Below are 25,903 nucleotides of genomic sequence, written 5' to 3' on the forward strand. Positions count from 1 at the left end.
TGTTAATGGAGGACACCCATGCATCTTGCCCGCTATCCCCGCCGCTTTCTCGCACATCTGCCCACACCGCTCGAGCGGCTGGACCGCTTGACGAAGGAATTGAACGGCCCGGAAATCTGGATCAAGCGGGACGATTGCACCGGGCTCAGCACTGGCGGCAACAAGACCCGCAAGCTTGAATTCCTGATGGCCGAGGCGGAATTGCAGGGTGCGGATATGGTGATGACCCAAGGGGCCACGCAATCCAACCATGCGCGCCAAACGGCGGCCTTTGCCGCCAAGCTGGGGATGGATTGCCATCTGCTGTTGGAAGATCGCACTGGATCGAACAACGCCAATTACAACAATGGCGGCAATGTTCTCTTGGATCACATGCATGGGGCGACCACGGAAAAGCGCCCCGGTGGCGGCGATATGAATGCCGAAATGGAAAAGGTCGCGGACAAGTTCCGCGCCGAGGGGCGCAATGTTTACACCATCCCCGGTGGTGGGTCCAATCCGACAGGCGCGCTTGGCTATGTCAACTGCGCCTTCGAAATGCTGGCGCAGTTCAATGATCGGGCGCTCAAGGTGGATCATATCGTTCACGCCACCGGCAGCGCCGGCACCCAGGCGGGGCTGATCACCGGCCTCAAGGCGATGAATGCACAAATTCCGCTTTTGGGCATTGGTGTGCGCGCGCCCAAGCCCAAGCAGGAAGAGAATGTCTATAACCTCGCCTGCGCCACCGCTGAAAAGCTGGGCTGCGCCGGAGTGGTCAAGCGTGAGGATGTGGTCGCAAACACCGATTACGTTGGTGAGGGCTATGGCATGCCCACAGAATCCGGCATCGAAGCCATTCACATGTTTGCCGAACTTGAGGCGATCCTGCTTGATCCGGTCTATTCCGCCAAGGGGGCCGCAGGCTTTATCGACCTCATTCGCAAGGGCCATTTCAAAAAAGGCGAGCGCGTCGTCTTTCTGCATACCGGTGGTGCGGTTGCGCTCTTTGGCTATGACAACGCCTTCGATTTCTCGGGCCGCTGGAAGAAGTAACCCACTCCACAGGGTGACCAAGACAAAGCCCCGCAGCAATGCGGGGTTTTCCATGCCTGACATATCCGGTAAAGCGCTCTGTAACCCATATTTGCCGGCGGAAGAGCACGCATGAAATTCACATTGTCCTGGCTGAAAGAGCATCTGGAAACCACCGCCTCGGTGGAGGAGATTGCCGAGACCCTGACCGATTTGGGCTTGGAGGTGGAAGGGATCGCCGATCCCGCCGCACGCCTGCGTGACTTTACCATCGGCAAGGTGCTCAAGGCAGAGCCGCATCCCGATGCAGACCGGCTGCGCGTCTGTCAGGTGGCCACGGCGGATGGCGAGACGCAGATCATCTGTGGCGCGCCCAATGCGCGTGAGGGGATCACCGTGGTCATCGCCAAGCCCGGCGTCTACGTGCCGGGCATCGACACCACCATCGGCGTGGGCAAGATTCGTGGCATTGAGAGCCACGGCATGATGTGCTCCGAACGCGAAATGGAGTTGAGCGAAGAGCACGACGGCATCATCGAACTGCCCTCGGGCGAGGTGGGGCAGCGGTTCACCGATTGGCTGGCTGCACATGAGCCCGCCAAGGTGGACCCGGTGATTGAGATTGCCATCACCCCCAACCGCCCCGACGCGCTTGGTGTGCGTGGCGTAGCACTCGACCTCGCGGCACGAGGTTTGGGCACCATGAAGCGCGCCAAGACCGTAGACATTGAGGGGCAGTTTTCCTGCCCCATTGGCGTGACGATCGACGATGATACCGCAAAGGGTGGCTGTGAGGTTTTTGCCGGGCGGTTGATCAGGGGGGTCAAGAATGGCCCCTCGCCGGAATGGTTGCAACAGCGGCTGCGAGCAATAGGGCTGCGCCCGATCTCGACCCTCGTCGATATCACCAATTTTTTCACCTATGATCGCAACCGCCCCCTCCATGTCTTTGACGCAGACAAGGTGAACGGGAACCTGCGTGTGCACCGCGCCTCTGGTGGCGAAACGCTGATCGGGCTGGATGACAAGGAATATACATTTGGCCCCGGTCAGGTGGTGATTTCCGATGACAGCGGCATTGAGAGCATTGGTGGCATCATGGGCGGCCTTGCCACCGGCTGCACCGATGAGACCGCGAATGTCTTTCTCGAAGCCGCCGTTTGGGACACGGTGCAGATCGCCACAACGGGCCGCGCCCTGCGCATCAATTCCGACGCACGCTATCGCAATGAACGTGGCATTGACCCCGCGTTCAACATGGAAGCACTGGATCTGGCGACGCAGATGATCCTTGATCTCTGCGGCGGCGTGCCCTCGAACCGCGTGGTCGCAGGTAAGGTTCCGGATGTGAGCCGTGCCTACCGCCTTGATACCGCGCGGGTGCAATCGCTGGTCGGCATGGATATTCCCGAGAGCGAGCAACGTCAGACGCTGACCGCCCTCGGCTTCAAACTCGAAGGCAATATGGCCTATGTCCCAAGCTGGCGACCGGATATTCTGGGCGAGGCCGATCTGGTGGAAGAGGTGGCGCGCATTGCCTCCCTGACCAAGCTGCAAGGCCGCCCGATGGCGCGCGCCCTGCCGGGCGTACCCAAGCCGATCCTCAGCCCGATGCAAAAGCGCGAGCAGATCGCGCGGCGCACAGGTGCGGCGCTCGGTTATAACGAATGTGTCACCTACAGTTTCATCGACCATGCGGCGGCCGCGCTCTTTGGTGGCGGCGATGATGCCACGATGCTGGCCAATCCGATCAGTGCGGACCTCAGCCACATGCGGCCCGATCTGCTTCCGGGGCTCTTGCGGGCGGCGGCACGCAATCAGGCGCGCGGACTCATGGATCTGGCGCTGTTCGAGGTTGGCCATGCCTTTCATGGTGGCGAACCCGGCGAGCAACATTTGCAGGTGGCGGGTCTCTTGGTCGGGCGCACCGGCCCCAAGGATGTGCATGGTGCGACGCGTGTCGTAGATGTGTTTGATGCCAAGGCCGATGCCGAGGCGATCCTCGCGGCCATTGGTGCTCCGGCCAAGGTGCAAATCCTGCGTGACGGCCCGGCGTGGTTCCATCCCGGACGGCATGGACGGATTTGCCTAGGTCCCAAGAAGATGCTGGGCATCTTCGGCGAGGTGCATCCGCGCATCTTGCAGGCGCTGGATGTCAAAGGGCCTGCCGTGGCCTTTACGCTCTATCCGGGTGAAATCCCACTCCCGCGCAAGACCTCTGCCAGCCGGGGCGCGCTTGACATCAGTGATTTGCAGGCGGTCGAGCGTGATTTCGCCTTTGTCGTGGACTCTCGAACCGAGGCGCTGACCCTGATCAACGCGGCGGCCGGGGCCGATAAGGCGCTGATCGAGGATGTGCGGGTGTTCGACGCGTTCAGCGGCGGCAATCTGGGCGAGGGCAAGAAATCCCTGGCCCTGACGGTGCGGTTGCAACCGCGCGACAAGACCCTGACCGAAGCCGACATCGAGGCGGTATCGGCCAAGATCATCGAAAAAGTGACCAAGGCCACCGGCGGAGTTCTTCGGGGCTGAAGAAAAAGGAGGAAACCATGCTCAAGGTCTATCTGTCAGGCGAAATCCATACCGATTGGCGGGAACAGATCATCGCGGGGGCCGAGGGGCTTGATGTGGTTTTCTCTGGTCCGGTCACGGATCATGCGGCGAGCGATGATTGCGGCGTGGTGATTCTGGGTGAGGAGCCGAACAAGTATTGGCACGACCACAAGGGGGCCATGGTCAACGCCATCCGCACCCGGAAAGGTCTGGCCGAGGCGGATGTGGTCGTCGTGCGCTTTGGCGAGCAGTACAAACAATGGAACGCGGCCTTTGACGCGGGTTATGCTGCGGCGCTTGGTAAGTCGCTGATCATCCTGCAACGCCCGGAACATGACCATGCTCTGAAGGAGGTGGATGCCGCCGCCCTCGCCGTGGCGCGCGAACCGGCACAGGTGGTGGACCTGCTGCGCTATGTTCTGACCGGAACCTTGCCCGGATAGGGGGCGCTGCCCCCGTCCCGGATGACATCCGGGACTCCCCCAAGGTATTTTGGGCCAGATGAAGGCGAGCGGCCCTTTATGTGAAGGGGATCACAAGCCCGACAAGGATCAGGAGCGCGCCCGATCCGACGTTCATACGCCGGAGCGCCGCTGGACTCTGCAACAGGCGTCGCGCGCGGTCGAGAAAGAGCGCAAGCGCCAGATTGCCAAGCATGGGGATAATGGCCGATATGGCGAGGATGGCGGCGATATCCGGTACTGTCACCTGCGAGAGATCGAAGAAACCTGGCAGAAACCCCATGTAAAACAGGATTGCCTTGGGGTTGCCGATGACCGCGGCAACGCCTACGGAAAACCCGGCCCATATGCCGGGGCGTGTCATTCGGCTATCGGCGCCGGGCACCCGCGCAGGCGCCCGGATCAGCAAAAGCCCCATCACGATGAACACCCCCGCTGCAACCCAACGCAAGAGGCTGAGGGCGTCGCCATAGAGCGAGAGCACCCAGGTAAGGCCGAGAATGGCGCAAAGAGGCCAGATCAGATCGCCCAAAGCCACGCCGACGGCCAAGGGCCAGGCCCCGCGCATGCCCCCCGAAAGTGCGCGCGCAGTCAGCGCCACCCACACGGGCCCCGGCACGGCCCAGAGGCCCGCCATGGCGGCGGCATAAAGCAATAGATCGAAAGGGGCGATGGTCATGGAGCCTCTGGTAAGGTCAGGCTGCCATCCTCGGAGAGCGGCCAGAAAGGGTTCATCGCCAGTTCCCAGACATGGCCGTCGGGATCGGCGAAATAGCCGGAGTAACCGCCCCAGAACACCTTGTCGGGGTGTTTGAGCGCAGTGGCCCCGGCCGCGAGGGCGGTGGCAAAGGCGGTGTCCACCTCTGCCTCGCTCGAATAGTTCTGCGCCAGCGTGATTGCGCCAGTGCCGAGGGTAGCATCCGGGCGCCCCTGATCGGCGGCGAGATGCGCCTTGCCAAAAAGGCCGAGGACAAGCCCGTTCATCTGGTAGAACACGACCTCATCCAGCGCCTCTGCCGGGGTCCAGCCAAGGGCCGCGTAAAAGGCACGCGACCGGTCGAGATCATCGACGCCAAGGGTGATGAGAGTGACGCGTTGCGGAGTCATGGTTAGGTCGCTTTAGAAATCTGACTGATGCCGTCGATGTCGGTGACGTGAATATGTTGTGCGCGTGCGCCCAGTTCGGAGAAAAGTTCGGGTCCGGTGCCGGTCATCCACGCCTGAGCGCCCAGTGCGCAGATTTCGTCATAGAGCGCGGCCCGGCGGGTGGCGTCAAGATGGGCCGCGACCTCATCCAGCAACAAAAGCGGCGGCGCACCGAAATCGCGGGCGAGCGCGCGGGCATTGGCGAGGATGAGCGAGACCAGGAGCGCCTTTTGCTCGCCGGTGGAACAATCGGCGGCGGGCACGTCTTTGGCGGCATAGACCCCGTAGAGATCGGCCCGGTGCGGACCGATAAGGGTGCGCCCGGCGACAAGGTCGCGAAAGCGGCTCTCGGCCAGCGCCTGACGCAGGTCGTCGGCGGTCCCGGGCATTTCGCCTTCGGTTTGGGTCAGCTCAAGCTCGGCTGTGGGAAAGGCTGTTTCCGCCTGCATCTGCGCGCCCGCGATCAGCGCGAGGGCGTGCTGGCGGTTGGCGTGGATTTCAGCACCCGCCTCGGCCATTTGCCGTTCCAGAGCGAGATACCATTGCGCGTCGCGGACCTGATCCTTGAGCAGGCGGTTGCGTTCGCGCATCGCCTTGTCATAGGCAAGCGTGGCCTCGGCATGGGCGGGAACAAAGCTCATGGTCATCCGGTCGAGAAAACGGCGGCGGCCCTCTGCCCCTTCGATCCAGAGACGGTCCATGGTAGGGATGAGCCAGAGCACACGCGCGATGCGCCCTAGGGCGATCTGCGTGGCGGCTTTGCCGCCGATACGGACCTGGCGGGCGGTCATGCCCTCGGCGGAGGTCTCGACTTCATGGGCTTGGTGCAGGGAATGAAGGATCGTTGTGATCTTCCAGCCGAGCGCTTCGGGCCGTCGCGCCATGTCCTGTGCCGCGGCGCGCCGCAGGCCTCGACCGGGCGACAAGAGCGACACCGCCTCGATCAGATTGGTCTTGCCCGCGCCGTTGGGGCCATGAATGGCGACGGGCCGCGCGTCAAGCGAAAGCCGCCCGAATTTATGCGAGCGAAAATGCGAGAGGGTCAGTTCCGATAGGTAAAGGCCGGGCATTCACGGCCCTTTCATCGTTCCGAAAAATACTCCCGCCGGAGGCTCCGACAGGCGTCACACCCGCATCGGCATGACGACATAGACCGCCGTCGTGTCATTGCCTTCGCGCATGAGGGTGGGATCGCCCGAGGAGTTGAACAGGAAAACGGCATTCTCGCGGTCGACCTGGCTGGCGATTTCCAGCAGGTATTTGGCGTTAAAGCCAATCTCCAGCCGCTCATCGCCATAGGCCACGGCCAATTCTTCTTCGGCAGCACCGCTATCGGGGGCATTGACCGAGAGGATCAGACGGTCCTCGTCGAGCGAGAGTTTCACCGCACGCGAACGCTCGGAGCTGACGGTTGCAACCCGATCGACGGCCTGCGCGAATTCGGCGGCGTCGACTTCCATCCGGCGGGTGTTGCCCTGTGGGATGACGCGGGTGTAGTCGGGGAAGGTGCCGTCGATCACCTTGGACGTGAGGGTGATGTCGGGGGTGGCAAAACGGATCTTGGTCTCCGAGACCGAGACCGCGATCTTCATGTCGTCATCCTCGAGCAACTTGCGCAATTCGCCCACGGTCTTGCGCGGGACGATCACGCCGGGCATGTCTGATGCCCCGTCGGGCAGGTCAGCGTCAATGCGCGCGAGACGGTGGCCATCGGTGGCCACACAGCGCAGCACCTTGCCGCCGTCGGCGTCAGACACATGCAGATAGACGCCGTTGAGGTAATACCTTGTTTCCTCGGTAGAAATGGCGAATTTCGATTTGTCGAAGAGGCGGCGCAGCACCGGTGCCGGGGCCGAGAAATTGCTCGCGTATTCCGACGAGGCCATCACCGGAAAATCTTCTTTCGGCAAGGTGGCCAGATTGAAATTGGAGCGCCCGGCCTGCACCGTGAGGCGACCAGAGGCCCCATCGTCGCTGAGGGTGACGAGCGATCCATCGGGCAGTTTGCGCACGATTTCATGCAGCATGACCGCCGAGACGGTGGTGGCACCCGCACGCTCTACCTGAGCGGGCGCCTTATCCACCACCTCGATATCAAGATCGGTTGCGCGGAACTGTACGCTGTTGCCTTCGGCCTCGATCAGGACATTGGCGAGGATCGGGATCGTGTTGCGCCGTTCGACCACCGATTGGGCCTGGGACACGGCCTTGAGCAATGCGCCGCGTTCGATGCTGAGTTTCATTCCCTCGCTCCTGTCAGGTGCCGGTCCAATGCCGGGAGGGGCAAGGTAGCAACTCCACCCCGCACCTCAAGTGTTTTTTGGAGTTTTCGGATGGAAAACCGGCAGCGTCAAGGGCTGCTGCCGCTTAGCCTTCCAGCGTGCGGCGCAGAAGCTCCAGATCCTCGGCGATCTGCGCATCCTGAATACGCAACTCGTCGATACGCTTGACGCCGTGCATTATTGTTGTGTGGTCGCGACCACCGAAACGGCGACCTATCTCAGGTAGCGAGCGCGAGGTCATCTGCTTGCACAAATACATCGCAACCTGACGCGGACGTGCGTAGCAGCGGGTCCGCTTGGGGCCAATCATGTCGCTCAGGCGGATGTTGTAATGGTCCGAGACCTTGCGCTGAATTTCCTCAATGGACACTTTGCGCTCGGAGGCGCGCAGCACGTCCGCCAGACAATCCTGCGTCAGCTCGAGCGTGATCGGTTTGCGCACCAGCGAGGCGAAGGCAAAGAGCCGTGTCATCGCCCCTTCGAGCACGCGGACATTGGTGCTGATCCGATGGGCAAGGAATTCGAGCACACCGTCATTCAGGATGAGGTCGGGATATTGCGCGCGGTAGCGGTCGACCTTGGATTGCAGGATGCCAAGACGCAATTCGTAATCGGTTGGGTGCAGGTCGACCACGAGGCCACATTGCAGGCGTGACTTGATGCGTTCCTCGAGATTGGCAATCTCACCGGGGGCGCGGTCGGCCGAAATCACGATCTGCTTGTTCTGATCCACGAGCGCATTGAACGTGTGAAAGAACTCTTCCTGCGTGCTGTCCTTGCCGGCGATGAACTGCACATCGTCCACCATCAGCACATCAACCGAACGGAACACGGATTTGAAATCCATCATCTTGCGGTCGCGCAGCGCCTGAACAAAGCGGTACATGAACTGTTCCGCCGAGAGATAGACCACGTTCAGATCGGGACGGGTGTTTTTCAATTCCCAGGCAATCGCGTGCATCAGGTGTGTCTTGCCGAGCCCGACGCCGCCATAAAGAAACAGTGGGTTAAAGGTGACAGGGCCACACTCTGCCACACGGCGCGCGGCGGCATGCGCCAATTCGTTGGGTTTGCCAACGACGAAACTGTCAAAACTGAATCGCTCGTCCAGCGGCGCAGATGGCACAAGGCTGTCGGCAATAGGTTCAATCGGGGCCGCGGTAGCGGGACGAGACGGGCGCGCACCACTGTTTGCGGCGACACGAAATTGCACACGCCTCACGTCGGGAGAGAGATTGGTCATCTGATAGAGGATCAGCTCGCCAAAATGTTGCGAAACATAATTGCCAAGAAAGGTCGTGGGGACATGAAACGTCGCAACGCCATCATCGACGCGAGCAAATTCCAGCGGTTCGATCCAGTTCTTGAAATTGCTCTGCCCGACGGATTGCTGAAGTTTTTGCTTCAACTGGCCCCATTGCTCTTGTGTCATTCTGTCCCCGTTCCGCGACTCTACCGTGCTTCTCAAATCGGACCGGACAGCAGGTGTTCGATCCGGGGCGACACAGTTTTGAGTTGGCAAAAAAACCTAACTGCCGTCGCGAGTGCAACGGGTGCATGTTTCTTCGTCAATAGGCGTGCATCTTGCAGTCAAAAAACATTCGTGCGCGGCCCGTCCCAAAGCCACGCGGTTCCTGACCGCAAAATACATTCGCATTGGACATGACCAGAGCATAGTGCTCAGTCCCGGTGTCATGGCTGAGGGTTTCCCTCTAATGCCCGACCCCGACGCAGCCTGTCCCCCCAAGCGTGAATCGCAGGTCTGAAACTAGCAACGTCTTGCCCGTGGCGGCAACTATTCTATGCGCTTGACAGGGGCTTTGGCTGAAAAGAATCTCTGACCGTCCTCCGATCACCAGACACGCAAAAGGCAGCATCGACGACGCTGCCTTTTACTTTCAATGGGTTGCTTCTCAGCTCTGTGCGATGGCTTTGACGCGGGCCGAGAGGCGGGAAATTTTGCGCGATGCGGTGTTCTTGTGCACCACGCCTTTGGTCACGCCGCGCATCAATTCAGGCTGAGCATTGCGCAGGGCGGTCACAGCCGCGTCTTGATCGCCAGAGGCGATGGCCTCTTCGACCTTGCGGAGGAATGTACGGATACGCGAGCGGCGCGATTTGTTGATGGCAAAACGCTTCTCGTTCTGGCGGGCGCGTTTTTTGGACTGCGGCGTATTGGCCATGTAGGTGACCCTTTCTCGGTTCGATATGTGTAAACGCACGTCATACCCAACCGGGACCCCCGCCGAACGGGGTGATTCTTGCCTGAGCGGGCATCACGCGCATGTCTGGCGTGCCGTATACGCCAGTTGGGCTGGAATGCAAGCCCTAGTGGGAACAGATCAGTCGCCCAGCTTGGCGTGCACCTCATCAAGGTCGATCTCTCCTACCGGCATCTTGTTTGCAGGATTCTCGAAATCATATTTGAAGAGGTCGAAATCGCGTTTGTAGATCTCGTAGATCAGATGCATCGAGAGATCGTCGAAATAATCCTCGACCGGGTGAGCGCGTTTCGGCCCATGGCCTTCGGATTCGTTAAAGCGCGGAATCGTCTTGAGGTCGATGGGATGCTTGGTGTTGATGGCCGCCAGCACCTCGCCCATACCGTCGTCGAATTTCTCGGTCCAGAAAATCTTGTTGTAACGGCCCCCGTTGACGATGAAGGTCGATATGTGACCCGACATGGCGGACCAGTGAATGTCCGGCTCCATGGGGCGTTTCCAGCGGATAGTGTCCCGCGCAAAAAGCAGGAACCGTCGAAAGCTCTTGATCTGGTCGAACTCTTGCTTGCCGTCGTCGCCGCCCACCTCAATCCCGTATTTCTGGATGATGGTCGGCACCAGCTTGCCGCGGTAGCGGCTGCCGTTGCGCTGGATGCCGCAAATCTTGTCGAAAAAAGATGACAGGATTCGGGTATAGGGATTGCGCACGCAGGAAAACGCATAAGAGGTGTGGGTTTTCACATTGGCGTTGATCAGCTTTTGGCTATCCTCGCGGGCCCATTTGTGCAGACCCTCCGTCGCATCGTGAATGTCGCCATCAAAGAACACGCCGTGGTCAGAGTAATACAGAATTTGCCCGATCGTCGAGCAGGCGCATTTCGGCACCACGCGATAGACCACGCTCTCGCTTTCGGTCATCCAGGTTCCGGGAAATCCCATTATCGCTGCCTCCGCCAACACTTTCCCGCTTCATACAGGCTTGATCCTGTCTAACCTGTTCAAAAAACCAAAGAAAGTCTGTTTATTCAGGCGCGGTTCACCGTTAATGCTATAAACAGTCGGTAACTCGAAGGCTAAACCGTTTCCGTAATGGCTAAGATCGCATTCATCTTGCTCTGCCACAAGGACCCTGAGGCGATCATCCGTCAGGCAGAAATGCTGACGGCTGCGGGCGACTATATGGCAATTCATTTCGACGCCCGCGCCAAGCCAGAGGCTTTTACCCGGATCAAGACGGCATTGGCAGACAATCCCAGTGTAACCTTTGCGAAAAAACGGATCAGATGCGGTTGGGGCGCTTGGTCTCTGGTGCAGGCCACGCTCTACGCGGTTGAGGCTGCGGTCGACGAATTTCCGCGCGCCACGCATTTCTACATGCTGTCCGGCGATTGCGCACCGATCAAATCGGCCCGGTTTGCGCATCAGTTTCTGGACAACCGCGATGTCGATTATGTCGAGAGCTTCGATTACTTCGACAGTGACTGGATCAAGACCGGTATGAAGGAAGAGCGGCTCATTTACCGCCATTTCTTTAACGAACGCACACAGCCCAAACGGTTTTATGCATCGTACAACCTCCAGCGCAAACTGGGACTGACGCGCGCTATTCCGCATGACATCCAGATTCAGATCGGAAGCCAGTGGTGGTGCCTGCGTCGGCGCACGGTGGAATGGATTTTGGACTTCACGCGCAAGCGCCGAGATGTGATGCGGTTCTTCCGCACAACGTGGATCCCAGACGAGACGTTCTTTCAGACGCTCGTGCGTCATCTCGTGCCGGAGCGCGAGATCGAGACACGTACGCTCACATTTCTGATGTTCACTGACTATGGTATGCCGGTGACGTTCTATAATGACCACTACGACCTGTTGCTCAGTCAGGATTATCTCTTTGCCCGCAAGATCAGCCCAGAAGCACTGGAGCTTAAGCGCCGATTGGGCACCCTCTATTCCGACGAGCGGGCGCAGTTTCAGATTTCGAACGAGGGCCGCAGCTTGTTTCAGTTTCTGACTGCGCGCGGTCGTGAAGGTCGGCGATTTGCGCAGCGGTTTTGGGAAACCGAGAGCACACTCGGGCGTGAGCGTGAGTTGATGATCGTGGTGTGCAAGAAATGGCATGTGGCCAAGCGCCTGCTGGAGCGTATCCGACAGGTCACTAACCTGCCCGCGATCGAATATCTCTTTAATGAAGAGGGCACCGCCCTGCCCGACCTGGGGGGTATTCAGGCTACATTGGCCAAACGAACCCGGCACCGGCGCGCTCTTATGCGGATGCTGTTCGATTACTATGAAACCGATCGCCTGCTTGTCTGCATGGACCCCGGAAGTATTGATCTTTTGCAGGATTTCTGTGGCGACCGGGCCGTGACCAAGCTCTTGGAGGTTCAGTGCCATTTCACCGATGAGTATCTGATCGGCCACGCCATGCGTGTCGGCCTCGCGGGTGAGCAGACCCCGACCGAGACCTTGGAGCGGCTTTTGCCCACGATCCGTGGCGACATGACCTATGAGAGCGACCGCATCCGCGATTCCGAATTCGAGAATCACATGATTTTGCGGCAATCGGATGATCGGGGCCAACGCGCCGATCTCTTGTCGCGGTTCCTTGATATTCCGCGCGAAAAAGCGCAGGAAATCGCGGAACCCGACCACCTGTTTGCAGATTGAGGATGCGCCATGCCCTATGCCTATGATCCCCAAAATATCTTTGCCCGCATCCTGCGCGGCGAGATCCCAAACAAGACGGTGCTGGAGACTGCGTATACCCTTGCCTTTCACGATATTCAGCCGCAGGCGCCGGTGCATGTGCTGGTGATCCCCAAGGGTGCCTATGTTAGCTATGACCATTTTGCCGCCGAGGCGAGTGATGCCGAGATTGTCGATTTCAATCGCACCGTGGCAGAGGTCTGCCGCCTCACGGGTGTTGATCTGGGCGAAGACGGTCAGGGCTTTCGCGCGATTACCAATGCCGGCGCCCATGGCGTGCAAGAGGTGCCACACTACCATCTCCATATCTTGGGCGGACGTCCGCTTGGCCGGATGCTGGCGCGCGCCGAAAGCTGAGGCAGCCCTGCTTGTGCCACGAACAAGATGCGCCCATATGGGACGCATTGGTCAGACACAGGACTTTGCAGGTAGCCACATGACTTTTCGCACCCGCGTCGGCGCGTTTCTAGATACATCGCTGTTTCAAAACGCCATTCTGGGCGTAATCCTGTTCAATGCCGTGATACTTGGGATGGAAACCTCAGCGCCGATCATGGCGCGGGCGGGCGATGTGATCCTGATGCTCGACAAGCTCTGTCTTGCGGTTTTCGTGGTCGAGATTGCGGCCAAACTCTTTGCACGCGGCCTCGGGGGTTTTTTCCGGAATGGCTGGAATATCTTTGATTTCGTGATCGTGGGGATTTCGCTTGTCCCGGCCACGCAGGGCCTGTCGGTGCTGCGGGCGCTGCGTATCCTGCGTCTTTTGCGCGTTGTCTCAGTCGCCCCGTCGTTGCGCCGGGTGGTAGAGGGGCTGGTGACGGCCCTGCCCGGCATGGGATCGGTGTTTTTGCTGATGGGGATGTTGTTTTATATCGGATCCGTGATGGCGACCAAGCTGTTTGGTGCGGCCTATCCTGAATGGTTTGGCGATCTTGGGCGCTCGGCCTATTCGCTCTTTCAGATCATGACGCTGGAATCGTGGTCCATGGGGATCGTACGCCCGGTGATGGAGCAGTTTCCCTATGCGTGGGCCTTCTTTGTGCCCTTTATCATGGTCACGACTTTCGCCGTGGTGAACTTGCTCGTTGGTCTTATCGTCAACTCCATGCAGGATGCGCATCACGCCGAAGATGTGGAAAAGACTGATAATTACCGCGACGAGGTGTTGGCGCGGCTCACGCAGCTTGAGGCGCTGCTCCGGGACGTTCAGGACAAAAAGCCGAAAGGCTGAGCGCAGATTGCGCAAGAAGCGGGTCGTCTCATGACGCAGCCTTGGGGCAGATTTGGGGAAACCCGAACCGGAGACCCTAGAATGATTGCCATCACCGCCTTGCCCACAGAGACTGTCCGCGCCTTGCAAGCCGGCGCGCCCGATGCCTATGGAAACCCGCCTGAACACCATGTGGCGCAGGGATCTGGCAATCCTTGCCGCCATTGTCTGCGCTTCATACCCGAAGGGGCGGCGATGCTGATCCTCGCCTATCGGCCCTTTGCCGGGTCGCATCCCTATGCGGAGACCGGGCCGATTTTCCTCTGTGCGGATGCCTGCGCGCGCCATGAAGGCGCGGCGATTCCCGAAGTTTTGCGCGACAGCCCCGACTATCTGCTCAAGGGCTACAATAGCCAGGATCGCATAGTTTACGGCACCGGTCGAGTTGTGGCAGTGGCCGAGATCCCGGCCTATGCCGAACAGGTTTTCGAGCGGAGTGATGTGGCCTATATCCATGTTCGCTCGGCGCGCAACAATTGCTATCAGGCGCGGATCGACCGGGCTTGACCGGCGCAATCGCTTGCACGCCGCGCCGATGCGCGGTAACTCGCCGGGGACACCAGCGGGATGGAAGCGATGAGTGATCTGCGGGAAAAATATCTGACGGCGATTGCCAATGCCGGTGACGAGGCCACGCTAGAGGATCTGCGCCTGCAGGCCGTGGGCAAAAAGGGCGAAATCAGCCTTGCGATGCGCGAACTGGGCCGGATGAGTCCGGAAGAGCGGCAAGAGGTCGGACCCCGTCTGAATGCGTTGAAGGACGAGATCACCAGCGCGCTCGCCGCTAAGAAACAGGCGCTCGGCGATGCCGCTCTGGACGAGCGGCTGCGCGGCGAATGGCTAGACGTGACGCTGCCTGCGCGGGGGCGGCGGATGGGCACGATCCACCCGGTCAGCCAAGTCACCGAGGAAGTGACCGCGATCTTTGCTGACATGGGTTTTGCCGTGGCCGAAGGGCCGCAGATCGAATCCGATTGGTTCAATTTCGACGCGCTGAACATTCCCGGCCACCATCCGGCGCGGGCAGAGATGGACACGTTTTATACGCATCGCGCTGAAGGGGATGAACGTCCACCGCATGTGTTGCGTACGCATACCAGCCCTGTGCAAATCCGCAGCATGCAGGCCAATGGCGCGCCCATTCGTATTATCGCGCCGGGACGGGTCTATCGCGCGGATTACGACCAGACGCATACGCCCATGTTCCACCAGGTCGAGGGCTTGGCGATTGACAAAGACATCAGCATGGCCAACCTCAAATGGGTGCTGGAAGAGTTCGTCAAGGCGTTCTTCGAGGTGGATAATGTCGAACTGCGGTTCCGCGCCTCGCACTTCCCGTTCACCGAGCCATCGGCCGAGGTGGACATCCGCTGTTCTTGGGAAGGTGGCACGTTGAAGGTCGGTGAGGGCAATGACTGGCTGGAGATTCTCGGCTCTGGCATGGTCCATCCCAAGGTCTTGCAGGCTGGGAACATTGATCCGAATGAATGGCAGGGCTTTGCCTTTGGTATGGGAATCGACCGGATCGCGATGCTGAAATATGGCATCCCCGATTTGCGGGCGTTCTTTGACTCAGACTTGCGGTGGCTGCGGCATTACGGGTTTGCCAGCCTCGATCAACCGACGCTGCATGGCGGGTTGTCGCGCTAGGATGTGTTCAAGCTCGCTGAGAGCCTCCAAATCTACGAACAGACGATTCTCTTCTATCAATCGCGCCTTTCAACGCTATGCTAACGTATCGCGTATACCTGTGGGTGGGTTGATCCAACTGGAATGGAGACGTATCTGGGTAGCGCGCGCCGCCGTATGGGTGAGTCATGGTTGTGTGGCCGCTTACGCATAGCGGTAAAGACAAGCGCTCACCCGGAAGTGACGTAGGGACCAGGTCGACGGCTGGATTTGTGTCGTATAGCTATCCCGATTGAGGAGCCACAACATGCCGCTGACCCAGTTGATCTATGCCTCACAGCCTTTCGGCTTTGATCCAGCATTGCTGGCGGGCATCCTGATGGACGCACGGCGCTACAATGCGCGCGACGACGTGACCGGTGCTTTGATCGTACGCGGGGATATGTATCTGCAACTTCTCGAAGGCCCGAAACCCAAGGTCGAGGCGACCTATGACCGGATCATTCGGGATGACCGGCATGTAAATCCGGTGCGCCTGATGCACCGCGAAGTGCAAGAGCGGATGTTTCCCGAATGGTCGATGCTCGACGATCCGGCGAAAAGCTGGGTCTGGAGTATTGCCGAGGTTCGTGGCGGCGCGCTGGAGCGGTTTTCGGCCGGGCAAGAGGCGCTGAAATTCTTTCAGCGTCTGGCGGCATCGCGGCTTGACACGGCGGGGTGAGCCCCGCCGCATCTGTTCCTGTCACCCGACCACGTTGAACGCGGGCCCATAGGGGTAGCCCGTGATGTTCTCGTTTCCGTCCTCGGTGATGACGAGAATGTCATGCTCGCGGTAGCCGCCCGCGCCAGGTTGATCAGCTGCCCGTGTCAGCATCGGCTCCATCGAGATGACCATGCCCGGTTCCAGCACGGTGTCGATGTCCTCGCGCAGTTCCAGACCTGCCTCGCGGCCATAATAATGGCTGAGAATGCCAAAGCTGTGACCGTATCCAAAGGTCCGGTACTGCAGCAATTGGCGCTCTTCGAAGAAGGTGTTGATCTTGTGCGTCACCTCGGCACAGCTCACGCCGGGCTTCAGCAAAGACATGCCATATTCATGGGCGGCGACGTTGGCCTCCCAGATTTTCAGGCTGGCATCGTCCACCTCACCCGCAAACATCGTGCGCTCCAGTGCCACGTAATAGCCTGACACCATCGGAAATGTGTTGAGCGACAGGATATCGCCGCGTTCAATCGCGCGGGCGGTGACGGGGTTATGCGCGCCGTCGGTGTTGATGCCGGACTGAAACCAGACCCAGGTGTCACGATATTCTGCGTCGGGGAAGCGCTTGGCGATTTCGGCCTCCATCGCGTCACGGCCCGCCATGGCCACGTCAATCTCGCGCGTGCCGACCTTGACCGCGTCGCGGATGGCATAGCCGCCCACGTCCGCCACCTGCGCACAAGAGCGGATAAGGGAAATTTCCGCCGCCGATTTTTTCATGCGCTGACGCATGGTGGCGGGGGCGATGTCGATCATCGCACCGGGCTTGAGGAAGTTCTCCAGCTTGTCTCGGTTTTGCAGCGTGAGGTGATCGCCTTCATAGCCGACCACACGCCCCTCACCCGTGACCGACAGGATCGCGCGCCAGAAATTGTCGCGCTGCCAGTCGGTATAGGTGATGTTGTCGCAGAAACAGCGGCGCCACGGCTGACCCGCGTCAATGCCCGCCGAGATTGTCACGCAGGCGGTGTCGGTGACGACAAGGCCATAGGGGCGGCCAAAGGAGCAATAGAGAAAGCCCGAGTAATAGGCGATATTGTGCATCGAGGTCAGAACGACGGCGGTGGTGCCGTTCTCTGCCATGATGGCGCGCAGACCGGCAAGCCGGGCCTCATATTCAGACACGGCAAAGGGCAGCGGGGCCTTTTCGCCATTGTGGAAACGGTAGAATTCAGGACGTGCAGTCATAGTGACCCTCCTTGCAAAAGAAGGTCCCGGCGTTCAGGACTGTGGGGAAAGGCCATGAAGGGGCGACGCCATCGCCCGGGCCTGAAGGGTTCTTGCCGATTGGGTGCGGTCTGGCAAGCGGGTTTGCGACAGCGATGGAGGGATTGCGGCATGGAGACGAAAATTGCTGCGCAAAATCTGATCACCGATGTGGCGGGGCTGCGTGTAGGGAATGCGCAGGACATGCGCCTGCGCTCAGGCGTGACGGTGCTGGTGGGCGATACGCCCTTTACCGCAGGCGTACATGTGATGGGCGGTGCGCCGGGCACGCGTGAGACCGATTTGCTTAGCCCGGACCGTGTGGTCGAGCAGGTGGATGCGCTGGTGTTGTCGGGTGGTTCGGCCTTTGGCCTTGATGCCGCGTCGGGGGTTGCCGACGGGCTGCGGGACATGGGGCGTGGATTTCCCGTGGGCGATGTTCGGGTGCCGATTGTGCCGGGGGCGATTCTCTTTGACCTCTTGAATGGCGGGGACAAGGCGTGGCGCGAGAACCCCTATAAGGTGCTTGGCCATGCGGCGCTAAGTGCTGCATCAAGGGATTTCGAGATTGGCAGCATCGGGGCCGGGACTGGTGCGACCACGGCCAATCTGCGCGGCGGGCTCGGGTCGGCTTCGGCCCTATTGCCGGGGGGCGTGACTGTGGGCGCATTGGTGGCGGTCAATGCGCTTGGCTCGGCCACGGCGGGCGAGGGGCCAGAGTTCTGGGCAGCCCCGTTCGAGCGCGGCGCGGAATTTGGCGGGCGCGGCGTGGCGCGGGCCTATCCCGATCCGCTTTTGGCCCCGACGAAGTTGGCGCAGCATGGCAATACTACGATTGGCATCGTGGCGACCGATGCTACGCTCACTCAGGCGCAATGCACGCGATTGGCCACAGCCGCGCAGGATGGGTTTGCGCGGGCCTTGGTGCCCTCGCATACCGTGATGGATGGCGACCTGATCTTTGCCGCCGCTACCGGTGCGCGTCCCGCGCCCGATCTGGTGGCACAGGTGATGCTGGGCCATGCGGCGGCTTGCGTCATGGCGCGGGCAATTGCGCGGGCAGTCTTTGCGGCGCGGTCTGCGCCGGGCGATACGCTGCCGGCGTGGCAGGACAGATTCGGCTGAGGCGGAATCCCCCTTGCAGACTCAGGGAGAGGGGCGTATACGCCCCTCAACAGCGGCGCTTTCGGGTCCACTCGAATGCACCACCGGAGAGTGTAACGGGCCGCGCGCCCGTTTTTTTGTGCTTGGGAACCATGACGAACGACTTGATTGCAAAGGCAGCGATTGATCGCAGACTGGCCGAGATCATCACCCCAGTGATCGAGGATTTGGGCTATGAGCTGGTGCGCGTCCGGCTGATGGGCGGGCAGTACCATACGCTTCAGATCATGGCGGACAAGCCCGAAGGCGGGATCGAGGTGGATGATTGCGCCGCAATTAGCACAGCGGTCAGCGCAGTGTTGGATGTCGAGGACCCGTTGGTGGAGGCTTATACACTAGAAGTGTCGAGCCCCGGTATTGACCGGCCATTGACGCGGCTCAAGGATTTCGAGGCCTTTGAAGGGTATGAGGCCAAGATCGAGACGACCGAGTTGATCGACGGACGCCGCCGCTTCAAGGGTGTGCTGGCGGGCGTCGAGGGTTCCGAGGTGCTGATCAATGTCGAGGAAGGCACGATCGGGCTGGAGTTTGACTGGCTTAGCGATGCCAAGCTGGTGCTGACGGATGAGTTGATCAAGGAAATGCTGCGCCAACGCAAGGCGGCGGGCGTGATCAACGAAGAACAATTTGACGAGATCGAAACCGATAGCGGTTCTGAGGAGGACTGACACCATGGCAATCACATCCGCCAACCAGCTGGAGCTGTTGCAGACCGCAGAAGCGGTCGCGCGCGAAAAGATGATCGACCCGGCATTGGTGGTCGAAGCGATGGAAGAGAGCCTCGCTCGGGCCGCCAAGAGCCGTTATGGCAGCGAGATGGACATCCGGGTGGAGATCGACCGTAAGACGGGTCGTGCCAAATTCACCCGCGTCCGCACCGTGGTCGAGGATGACGCGGTGGAAAACTATCAGGCCGAGATGACGGTCGCGCAGGCCAAGCAATATCTGGACGACCCCAAGGTCGGCGACACCTATGTTGAAGAAGTGCCGCCCGTCGAGATGGGCCGCATCGCCGCACAGAGCGCCAAGCAGGTCATCCTGCAAAAGGTGCGCGAAGCCGAGCGGGATCGTCAGTTCGAGGAATTCAAAGACCGCGTGGGCACGATCATCAACGGCGTAGTCAAGCGCGAGGAATACGGCAACGTCATCGTCGATGTGGGCCGGGGCGAAGCGATCCTGCGTCGCAACGAAAAGATCGGGCGCGAGGCGTATCGTCCCAACGACCGCGTGCGCTGCTACATCAAGGACGTGCGCCGCGAGCAGCGCGGACCGCAGATCTTCCTAAGCCGCACCGATCCGCAGTTCATGGCCGAACTCTTCAAGATGGAAGTGCCGGAAATCTATGACGGCATCATCGAGATCAAGGCCGTGGCACGCGATCCGGGCAGCCGGGCCAAGATTGCCGTGATCAGCTATGACAATTCGATTGATCCCGTCGGCGCCTGTGTCGGGATGCGCGGTAGCCGGGTTCAGGCGGTGGTCAACGAATTGCAGGGTGAGAAGATCGACATCATCCCGTGGAACGAGGATCAGGCGACTTTCCTCGTGAACGCGCTCCAACCCGCCGAGGTCAGCAAGGTGGTGATCGACGAGGACGCGCAGCGCATCGAGGTTGTGGTGCCGGAAGAGCAGTTGAGCCTTGCGATTGGTCGTCGTGGCCAGAACGTGCGTCTGGCTAGCCAGTTGACCGGGCTTGATATCGACATCATGACCGAGGCCGAGGATAGCGAACGCCGCCAGAAGGAATTCGAGGAGCGCACCAAGCTCTTTGTCGATGCGCTTGACCTGGATGAATTCTTTGCGCAACTGCTGGTCTCAGAAGGGTTCACCAACCTCGAAGAGGTGGCCTATGTCGATCTTGACGAATTGCTCGTGATCGACGGGGTTGACGAAGACACGGCCTCTGAACTTCAGGCGCGCGCCCGCGATGTGATCGAGGCGCAGGCCAAGGCCGCCTTGGACAAGGCCCGCGAATTGGGTGTCGAGGACAGTCTGATCGCCTTTGAGGGGCTGACGCCGCAGATGGTGCTGGCATTGGCCGAGGACGATGTGAAATCGCTTGAGGATTTCGCCACCTGCGCCGATTGGGAACTGGCCGGTGGCTGGACCACGGTCAAAGGCGAGCGCGTCAAGGACGAGGGTATTCTGGAGAAATTTGACGTCTCGCTCGAGGAAGCGCAGAATATGGTGATGACTGCCCGCGTGATGCTGGGCTGGGTCGATCCGACCGAACTTGAAGCCGATTCCGACGAGGCCGATATCGACGGCGATGATGACGAGGAGGCTGAGGCCTGATCGCTCAGGCCTTGGAGCACATCATGGGGCGCGGTGGTGAACCCAAAGACCGGAGCGACGGTCCTGAGCGTAAATGCATCGCCTCGGGTGAGGTGCAGCCCAAGCATGGGCTCATCCGCTTTGTGATCGGTCCCGAAGGACAGATTGCCCCGGACCTCGCGGAAAAGCTGCCGGGGCGCGGTATTTGGGTCGCGGCGGATCGCGCCGCCCTTGAAAAGGCTGCAAACAAGGGGCTGTTTGCGCGCGCGGCCAAGCAGCCCGTGCAGGTACCCGAAGAGCTTGTGGATCAGGTCGAGGCCCTTCTGGTGCGTCGGGTGATCGACCTCATCAGTCTCGCCCGCAAGGGTGGGCGCGCGGTGTCGGGCTATGAAAAGGTCAAGGACATGCTCATGCGCGAGGATGCGCGTGTTCTCATTCAGGCCAGCGATGGCTCTGAGCGCGGAAAATCCAAGCTGAGCACGCCTTATGGTGGCTCTTTCATTGGCTGGCTTACGGCGGACGAGCTGGGCCAGGCCTTTGGTCGACAAACCACAATCCACGCGGCACTGGGTGCTGGAGGTTTGTTGCAACGTGTTGTAGAGGAGGCGGCAAGACTGAAAGGTCTGCGCGTCTCGGACGGCGAGACAGCGCGCCGGAAAGGAAAGTAGAAGACTATGAGCGACAACGACGGAAAGAAACCTTTGGGGGTGCGTGGCGCAGGTTCCCGGCCGGGGAACGTGAAGCAGAGCTTTAGCCATGGCAGAACCAAGAACGTCGTGGTGGAAACCAAGCGCAAGCGCGTCGTCGTGCCCAAACCTGCGGCCGCGACCGGCGCTGCGGGTTCCGCAACGTCTTCGGGTATTACCAGTGCGTCCAAGCGTCCAGCAGGGATCTCTGATGCAGAGCTGGAGCGCCGGATGAAGGCGCTCGCCGCAGCCAGAGCGCGCGAAGCTGATGATGCAGCCCAACGCGAGGCGGATGAAAAGGCGCGCGAGGAAGAGCGAAATCGCCGTCGCGAAGAAGCCGAGGCCAAAGAGCGCGAACAGCGCGAAGCCGAGGAAAAGGCCCGCGCCAGGGAAGAAGAAGAGGCCCGCCAGAAGCGCGCGACCGAACAGGCCGCGCTCAAGGCTGCGGCCTCGGCGGCGGAGCCGGACGCGGCTCCTGTGGCGGCTCCCGCATCACGTGCGCCCGCCTCCAAGGTGGCACCGGTTGCACGCAAGCGCGAAGAAGACGAACAGCAAACCCGCCGGGGCAAGGCGCGTGGGGGCGAAGATGCCCGTCGCGGCGGCAAGCTCACGCTGAATCAAGCTCTGGCTGGGGGCGAGGGCGGTCGCCCGAAATCCATGGCTGCGATGAAGCGCAAGCAGGAGCGTGCCCGTCAAAAGGCAATGGGTGGTTTGCAAGAGCGCGAAAAGATCGTGCGTGATGTGCAACTGCCAGAGACTATTGTCGTGTCGGAATTGGCGAACCGTATGGCCGAACGCGTCGGCGATGTGGTCAAGGCGCTGATGCAAAATGGCATGATGGTAACGCAGAACCAGTCAATTGATGCCGATACAGCCGAACTCATCATCGAGGAGTTCGGGCACCGCGTGGTCCGCGTAAGCGACTCGGATGTCGAAGATGTGATTGATCAGGTCGATGACAGGCCCGAGGACCTCACGCAGCGCCCGCCAGTCATCACCATCATGGGCCATGTCGACCACGGCAAGACCTCTCTTTTGGATGCGATCCGCGATGCCAAGGTTGTGGCGGGCGAAGCCGGGGGTATTACGCAGCACATCGGGGCCTATCAGGTCACGACCGACAGCGGTGCCTTGCTGACCTTCCTCGACACGCCGGGTCACGCGGCCTTTACCAGCATGCGTGCGCGTGGTGCACAGGTGACGGATATCGTTGTGCTGGTGGTGGCCGCCGATGACGCGGTCATGCCGCAGACCATCGAGGCAATCAACCACGCCAAGGCGGCCAAGGTCCCGATGATTGTGGCGATCAACAAGATCGACAAGTACGAGGCCAACCCGCAAAAGGTGCGCACCGATCTCTTGCAACACGAGGTGATCGTCGAACAGATGTCCGGCGATGTACAGGATGTCGAAGTGTCGGCCGTCACCGGGCAAGGTCTGGACGAGTTGCTTGAGGCGATCGCGCTTCAGGCTGAGATTCTCGAACTCAAGGCCAATCCGAACCGTGCCGCCGAAGGTGCCGTGATCGAGGCCCAGCTTGACGTGGGTCGCGGCCCGGTTGCGACTGTGCTCGTCAAGAAGGGCACGTTGCGTCAGGGCGACATCTTTGTCGTGGGCGAGCAGTATGGTCGCGTTCGTGCGTTGATCAATGATCGCGGCGAGCGCATCAAAGAGGCTGGCCCCTCGGTGCCGGTCGAGGTTCTGGGCCTCAACGGCACACCCGAGGCCGGTGACGTGCTGAACGTCGTCGAAACTGAAGCGCAGGCCCGCGAGATTGCCGAATACCGCGCCAATGCCTCCAAAGAAAAGCGTGCTGCCGTTGGTGCAGGCACCACTCTCGAACAGCTTTTGGCCAAGGCCAAGGAAGACGAGAACGTCAAGGAACTGCCCATTGTCGTCAAGGCGGATGTGCAGGGCTCTGCCGAGGCTATCGTTCAGGCGATGGAAAAGATCGGCAACGAAGAAGTGCGCGTGCGCGTACTTCATTCCGGTGTGGGCGCCATCACCGAGTCTGACATCGGTCTGGCCGAAGCATCAGGCGCGCCGGTGTTTGGCTTTAACGTCCGCGCCAATGCGCCCGCACGCAACACCGCCAACCAGAAAGGCGTCGAGATCCGGTATTATTCGGTGATCTACGATCTGGTCGACGATGTGAAAGCGGCGGCAAGCGGTCTCTTGGGTAATGAAATCCGTGAGAAGTTCATCGGCTATGCCAAGATCAAGGAAGTGTTCAAGGTCACCGGCATTGGTCGCGTGGCGGGCTGTCTGGTGACAGAGGGCGTCGCACGGAAATCTTCGGGTGTCCGTCTCTTGCGCGATGACGTGGTGGTCCATGAGGGCACGCTCAAGACGCTCAAACGGTTCAAGGATGATGTCAACGAGGTCCAGTCCGGCCAGGAATGCGGTATGGCCTTCGAGAATTATGATGACATCCGTCCCAACGATGTGATCGAGATTTTTGAGCGCGAAGAAGTCGTGCGCACGCTGGCCTGATCAATAGGGCCGGAAAAAACAAAGGGGCGGCCCCAGAGTGCGGCCCCTTTTTCATATCAAAGTTCGTTAAGGCAGACGATACGGTATCAGGCGGTGCGCTGTTTCACCGGGCGACCAGAGTAAAGCCGGCTGCCAACCCTGACCTGCATCAAGCCATTGCTGAGAAGCCGAACGAATATTCCCTGTATGGAAACACAAGATCCCAACTGAACAGTTCGCAGCATGTCATTCCCCCCGCATGTAACAAGCCTGTCAAAGTTGTATGAGTATTTCCATATTTGATGAAAAAGATACTAGCTATTCGCATAGTGTCGAATTTTTTTGCAGCTACCAGAACCCTACCGGGCCGCAAGCGCAAAACGATTGACAGTGTTGAATTTAAGGGGAGCGAAACCCTGGTTTGCGCGTCAGAGCCAGTCGCGCAAGATGGGTATCAGCGGAATATCTGCTGGCGGCATCGGGTATGATCGAAGGTCCGCCGCGCGCACCCACTTCAGCGCTTGCCCCTCGCGCCCCTGTACGATTCCCTCCCATTTGCGACAGGCAAAGAGGGGCATCAGCAGATGGAATTCAGGGTAGGAGTGGCTGGCAAAGGTTAAAGGGGCCAAGCAACTGGCCCAGGTACTGATTCCCAGCTCCTCGTGCAATTCCCGAATCAGCGCCACCTCTGGCGTCTCGCCCGATTCGACCTTGCCGCCGGGAAATTCCCAGAGACCGGCCATGGATTTGCCCTCCGGCCTCTGGGTCAAGAGAATACGACCGTCCACATCAATCAGGGCGACCGCCGAAACCAGAACGGTTTTCACGACCGGTAATCCGCGTTGATGTCGATATAGCCATGCGTCAGATCGCAGGTCCAGACGCGAGCGGTGCCACCGCCAAGACCGAGATCGACATGAATGACAATCTCCTGGCGCTTCATGTAGGCGGCGGCGGTGGCCTCGTCATAGCTTGGGCTGACAAAACCGTCCTTGGCCACCTGCATGTCGCCAAACCAGATCGCGAGAAGATCGCGGTCCGCCCGCGCACCGGATTTGCCGATCGCCATGACAACGCGGCCCCAGTTGGGATCTTCGCCCGCAATGGCGGTCTTGATCAGAGGTGAGTTGGCGATGGCCTTGGCGTGAATATGCGCCTCTGCGTCCGAGGCGGCACCGGTGACGGAGATTTCAACGAACTTCGTCGCCCCCTCTCCATCGCGTACCACCTGATGCGTCAGATCCAGCATGACGCGGCGTAGCCCTTCCATGAACCCCATGCTGTTTTCGGTCACGCGAATGCCAGAGGCACCCGTCGCCGCAACGAGCAGCGTGTCAGAGGTCGAGGTGTCGCTATCCACGGTGATGCAATTAAAGGTCGTGCGATTAAGCGCGCTGACCATGTCCTGAAGGATCTCTTGATCTATCGCGGCATCGGTAAAGATGTAGACCAGCATTGTCGCCATATCAGGCGCGATCATGCCAGAGCCTTTGGCGATCCCCGCGATATGCACGGCCTGCCCGTCGATCGTCACCACCTCGGAGGCGCCTTTGGGAAAGGTGTCGGTGGTCATGATGGCGCGGGCTGCGGTCTCTATCGCGTGGGGCGACAGAGCTGCGACCAGATCATCGAGCTTGTCGATGATACGCTCATGCGGCAGCGGCTCGCCGATCACGCCCGTCGAAGAGGAAAAGACGCGGCTCGCGGGGATGTCCAGCGTCTTGGCCGCCGCCTCGGTGATGGCCTGCACCGACTCGGCCCCGCGTCGGCCGGTAAAGGCATTGGCATTGCCCGAGTTGACCACGATCGCGGCACCAGAGGCCGAATCGCAGCCGATCTTGTCCTGACAATCCAGCACCGCCGCGGAACGCGTGGCAGAGCGGGTGAAGGCCCCGGCAATCGCAGTTCCAGGCGCCAGGCTGACCAAGAGCAAATCGGTGCGGTTCTTGTAGCGTACACCAGCCTCTGCCGTGGCAAAGCTAACGCCACCGATCACAGGCAGTTCTGGGAAACCCGCCGGTGCAAGCGGGGAGAGCGGCGGCTTGGCACCCATGG

The 25,903-nt window shown here is 60.2% G+C and carries 24 protein-coding genes; 14 read left to right on the forward strand and 10 right to left on the reverse strand.

What is annotated here, in order from left to right; translation table 11 throughout:
• Positions 1 to 18: 18 nt before the first annotated feature.
• The 3 genes from cuyA to ROSMUC_RS19565 all read left to right on the forward strand — a co-directional run bounded on the left by cuyA (position 19) and on the right by ROSMUC_RS19565 (position 4,010).
• Complete coding sequence (gene cuyA, locus ROSMUC_RS19555) at positions 19 to 1,035, forward strand: D-cysteate sulfo-lyase (protein WP_037276489.1); 1,017 nt, start codon at positions 19 to 21, stop codon at positions 1,033 to 1,035.
• A gap of 111 nt (positions 1,036 to 1,146) precedes the next feature.
• On the forward strand, positions 1,147 to 3,546 hold the full coding sequence (gene pheT, locus ROSMUC_RS19560) for a phenylalanine--tRNA ligase subunit beta (RefSeq protein ID WP_037276490.1): 2,400 nt from the start codon (positions 1,147 to 1,149) through the stop codon (positions 3,544 to 3,546).
• A 17-nt stretch (positions 3,547 to 3,563) separates the two neighbouring features.
• Positions 3,564 to 4,010, forward strand: a complete 447-nt coding sequence (locus ROSMUC_RS19565; protein WP_037276492.1) for a YtoQ family protein — start codon at positions 3,564 to 3,566, stop codon at positions 4,008 to 4,010.
• Between the two features lie 76 nt (positions 4,011 to 4,086).
• On the opposite strand, the gene ROSMUC_RS19570 is transcribed toward ROSMUC_RS19565, so the two are convergent.
• From ROSMUC_RS19570 to ROSMUC_RS19600, 7 genes are all read right to left on the reverse strand, one after another.
• Entirely contained in the window at positions 4,087 to 4,707 is a 621-nt protein-coding gene (locus ROSMUC_RS19570; RefSeq protein ID WP_037276495.1) for a LysE family translocator, read from the reverse strand.
• Positions 4,704 to 5,135, reverse strand: coding sequence for a VOC family protein (locus ROSMUC_RS19575; RefSeq protein WP_037276497.1), 432 nt, complete (start codon positions 5,133 to 5,135; stop codon positions 4,704 to 4,706). The genes ROSMUC_RS19570 and ROSMUC_RS19575 overlap by 4 nt, the downstream gene beginning before the upstream one ends.
• A 2-nt stretch (positions 5,136 to 5,137) precedes the next feature.
• Entirely contained in the window at positions 5,138 to 6,244 is a 1,107-nt protein-coding gene (recF, locus tag ROSMUC_RS19580) for a DNA replication/repair protein RecF (RefSeq protein WP_037276498.1), read from the reverse strand.
• Positions 6,245 to 6,298: 54 nt separating this feature from the next.
• A complete protein-coding gene (gene dnaN / locus ROSMUC_RS19585; protein WP_008281276.1) occupies positions 6,299 to 7,417 on the reverse strand; it encodes a DNA polymerase III subunit beta in 1,119 nt (372 codons plus the stop codon).
• Positions 7,418 to 7,541: 124 nt separating this feature from the next.
• Positions 7,542 to 8,888, reverse strand: a complete 1,347-nt coding sequence (gene dnaA / locus ROSMUC_RS19590) for a chromosomal replication initiator protein DnaA (RefSeq protein ID WP_037276501.1) — start codon at positions 8,886 to 8,888, stop codon at positions 7,542 to 7,544.
• A gap of 481 nt (positions 8,889 to 9,369) precedes the next feature.
• The gene (rpsT, locus tag ROSMUC_RS19595; protein WP_037276502.1) at positions 9,370 to 9,639 is read right to left on the reverse strand and encodes a 30S ribosomal protein S20; all 270 of its coding nucleotides are present in this window, start codon (positions 9,637 to 9,639) and stop codon (positions 9,370 to 9,372) included.
• A gap of 159 nt (positions 9,640 to 9,798) precedes the next feature.
• Positions 9,799 to 10,617: a sulfotransferase family protein gene (locus ROSMUC_RS19600; protein ID WP_037276504.1), complete on the reverse strand. Its 819-nt coding sequence runs from the start codon at positions 10,615 to 10,617 to the stop codon at positions 9,799 to 9,801.
• A 150-nt stretch (positions 10,618 to 10,767) separates the two neighbouring features.
• Between ROSMUC_RS19600 and ROSMUC_RS19605 the strand changes: the two genes are divergently transcribed.
• The 6 genes from ROSMUC_RS19605 to ROSMUC_RS19630 all read left to right on the forward strand — a co-directional run bounded on the left by ROSMUC_RS19605 (position 10,768) and on the right by ROSMUC_RS19630 (position 16,004).
• Entirely contained in the window at positions 10,768 to 12,345 is a 1,578-nt protein-coding gene (locus ROSMUC_RS19605) for a DUF5928 domain-containing protein (protein WP_037276505.1), read from the forward strand.
• Positions 12,346 to 12,354: 9 nt separating this feature from the next.
• On the forward strand, positions 12,355 to 12,741 hold the full coding sequence (locus tag ROSMUC_RS19610) for an HIT domain-containing protein (protein WP_037276506.1): 387 nt from the start codon (positions 12,355 to 12,357) through the stop codon (positions 12,739 to 12,741).
• Between the two features lie 79 nt (positions 12,742 to 12,820).
• The gene (locus ROSMUC_RS19615) at positions 12,821 to 13,615 is read left to right on the forward strand and encodes an ion transporter (protein ID WP_037276509.1); all 795 of its coding nucleotides are present in this window, start codon (positions 12,821 to 12,823) and stop codon (positions 13,613 to 13,615) included.
• Positions 13,616 to 13,696: 81 nt separating this feature from the next.
• Positions 13,697 to 14,161, forward strand: coding sequence for a DUF1203 domain-containing protein (locus ROSMUC_RS19620; protein WP_037276511.1), 465 nt, complete (start codon positions 13,697 to 13,699; stop codon positions 14,159 to 14,161).
• A gap of 69 nt (positions 14,162 to 14,230) precedes the next feature.
• A complete protein-coding gene (gene pheS, locus ROSMUC_RS19625; RefSeq protein WP_037276884.1) occupies positions 14,231 to 15,304 on the forward strand; it encodes a phenylalanine--tRNA ligase subunit alpha in 1,074 nt (357 codons plus the stop codon).
• Between the two features lie 286 nt (positions 15,305 to 15,590).
• Positions 15,591 to 16,004 (forward strand): BLUF domain-containing protein, encoded by a 414-nt coding sequence (locus ROSMUC_RS19630; protein ID WP_037276513.1) that lies wholly within the window; start codon positions 15,591 to 15,593, stop codon positions 16,002 to 16,004.
• 21 nt (positions 16,005 to 16,025) lie between these two features.
• On the opposite strand, the gene ROSMUC_RS19635 is transcribed toward ROSMUC_RS19630, so the two are convergent.
• The gene (locus tag ROSMUC_RS19635) at positions 16,026 to 17,234 is read right to left on the reverse strand and encodes an aminopeptidase P family protein (RefSeq protein WP_037276514.1); all 1,209 of its coding nucleotides are present in this window, start codon (positions 17,232 to 17,234) and stop codon (positions 16,026 to 16,028) included.
• A 150-nt stretch (positions 17,235 to 17,384) separates the two neighbouring features.
• Here ROSMUC_RS19635 and ROSMUC_RS19640 point away from each other — a divergent pair, with 150 nt between their 5' ends.
• The 5 genes from ROSMUC_RS19640 to infB all read left to right on the forward strand — a co-directional run bounded on the left by ROSMUC_RS19640 (position 17,385) and on the right by infB (position 23,869).
• Complete coding sequence (locus tag ROSMUC_RS19640) at positions 17,385 to 18,377, forward strand: P1 family peptidase (RefSeq protein ID WP_037276516.1); 993 nt, start codon at positions 17,385 to 17,387, stop codon at positions 18,375 to 18,377.
• Between the two features lie 131 nt (positions 18,378 to 18,508).
• Positions 18,509 to 19,084: a ribosome maturation factor RimP gene (gene rimP / locus ROSMUC_RS19645; RefSeq protein ID WP_037276518.1), complete on the forward strand. Its 576-nt coding sequence runs from the start codon at positions 18,509 to 18,511 to the stop codon at positions 19,082 to 19,084.
• 4 nt (positions 19,085 to 19,088) lie between these two features.
• Positions 19,089 to 20,711 carry a transcription termination factor NusA gene (nusA, locus tag ROSMUC_RS19650; RefSeq protein WP_037276523.1) on the forward strand — a complete coding sequence of 541 codons (1,623 nt, stop codon included), beginning with the start codon at positions 19,089 to 19,091 and terminating at the stop codon, positions 20,709 to 20,711.
• A 23-nt stretch (positions 20,712 to 20,734) separates the two neighbouring features.
• A complete protein-coding gene (locus ROSMUC_RS19655) occupies positions 20,735 to 21,358 on the forward strand; it encodes an RNA-binding protein (RefSeq protein ID WP_037276528.1) in 624 nt (207 codons plus the stop codon).
• Between the two features lie 6 nt (positions 21,359 to 21,364).
• The gene (gene infB, locus ROSMUC_RS19660; RefSeq protein WP_037276530.1) at positions 21,365 to 23,869 is read left to right on the forward strand and encodes a translation initiation factor IF-2; all 2,505 of its coding nucleotides are present in this window, start codon (positions 21,365 to 21,367) and stop codon (positions 23,867 to 23,869) included.
• Positions 23,870 to 24,276: 407 nt separating this feature from the next.
• On the opposite strand, the gene mutT is transcribed toward infB, so the two are convergent.
• Together mutT and argJ are read right to left on the reverse strand one after the other, a co-directional pair.
• A complete protein-coding gene (gene mutT / locus ROSMUC_RS19665; protein ID WP_037276532.1) occupies positions 24,277 to 24,675 on the reverse strand; it encodes an 8-oxo-dGTP diphosphatase MutT in 399 nt (132 codons plus the stop codon).
• Positions 24,672 to 25,901 carry a bifunctional glutamate N-acetyltransferase/amino-acid acetyltransferase ArgJ gene (gene argJ, locus ROSMUC_RS19670; RefSeq protein ID WP_037276533.1) on the reverse strand — a complete coding sequence of 410 codons (1,230 nt, stop codon included), beginning with the start codon at positions 25,899 to 25,901 and terminating at the stop codon, positions 24,672 to 24,674. Before argJ ends, mutT begins: the two co-directional genes overlap by 4 nt.
• Between the last annotated feature and the right edge of the window lie 2 nt (positions 25,902 to 25,903).

This window comes from Roseovarius mucosus DSM 17069, assembly GCF_000768555.3.
Taxonomy (GTDB): Bacteria; Pseudomonadota; Alphaproteobacteria; order Rhodobacterales; family Rhodobacteraceae; genus Roseovarius; species Roseovarius mucosus.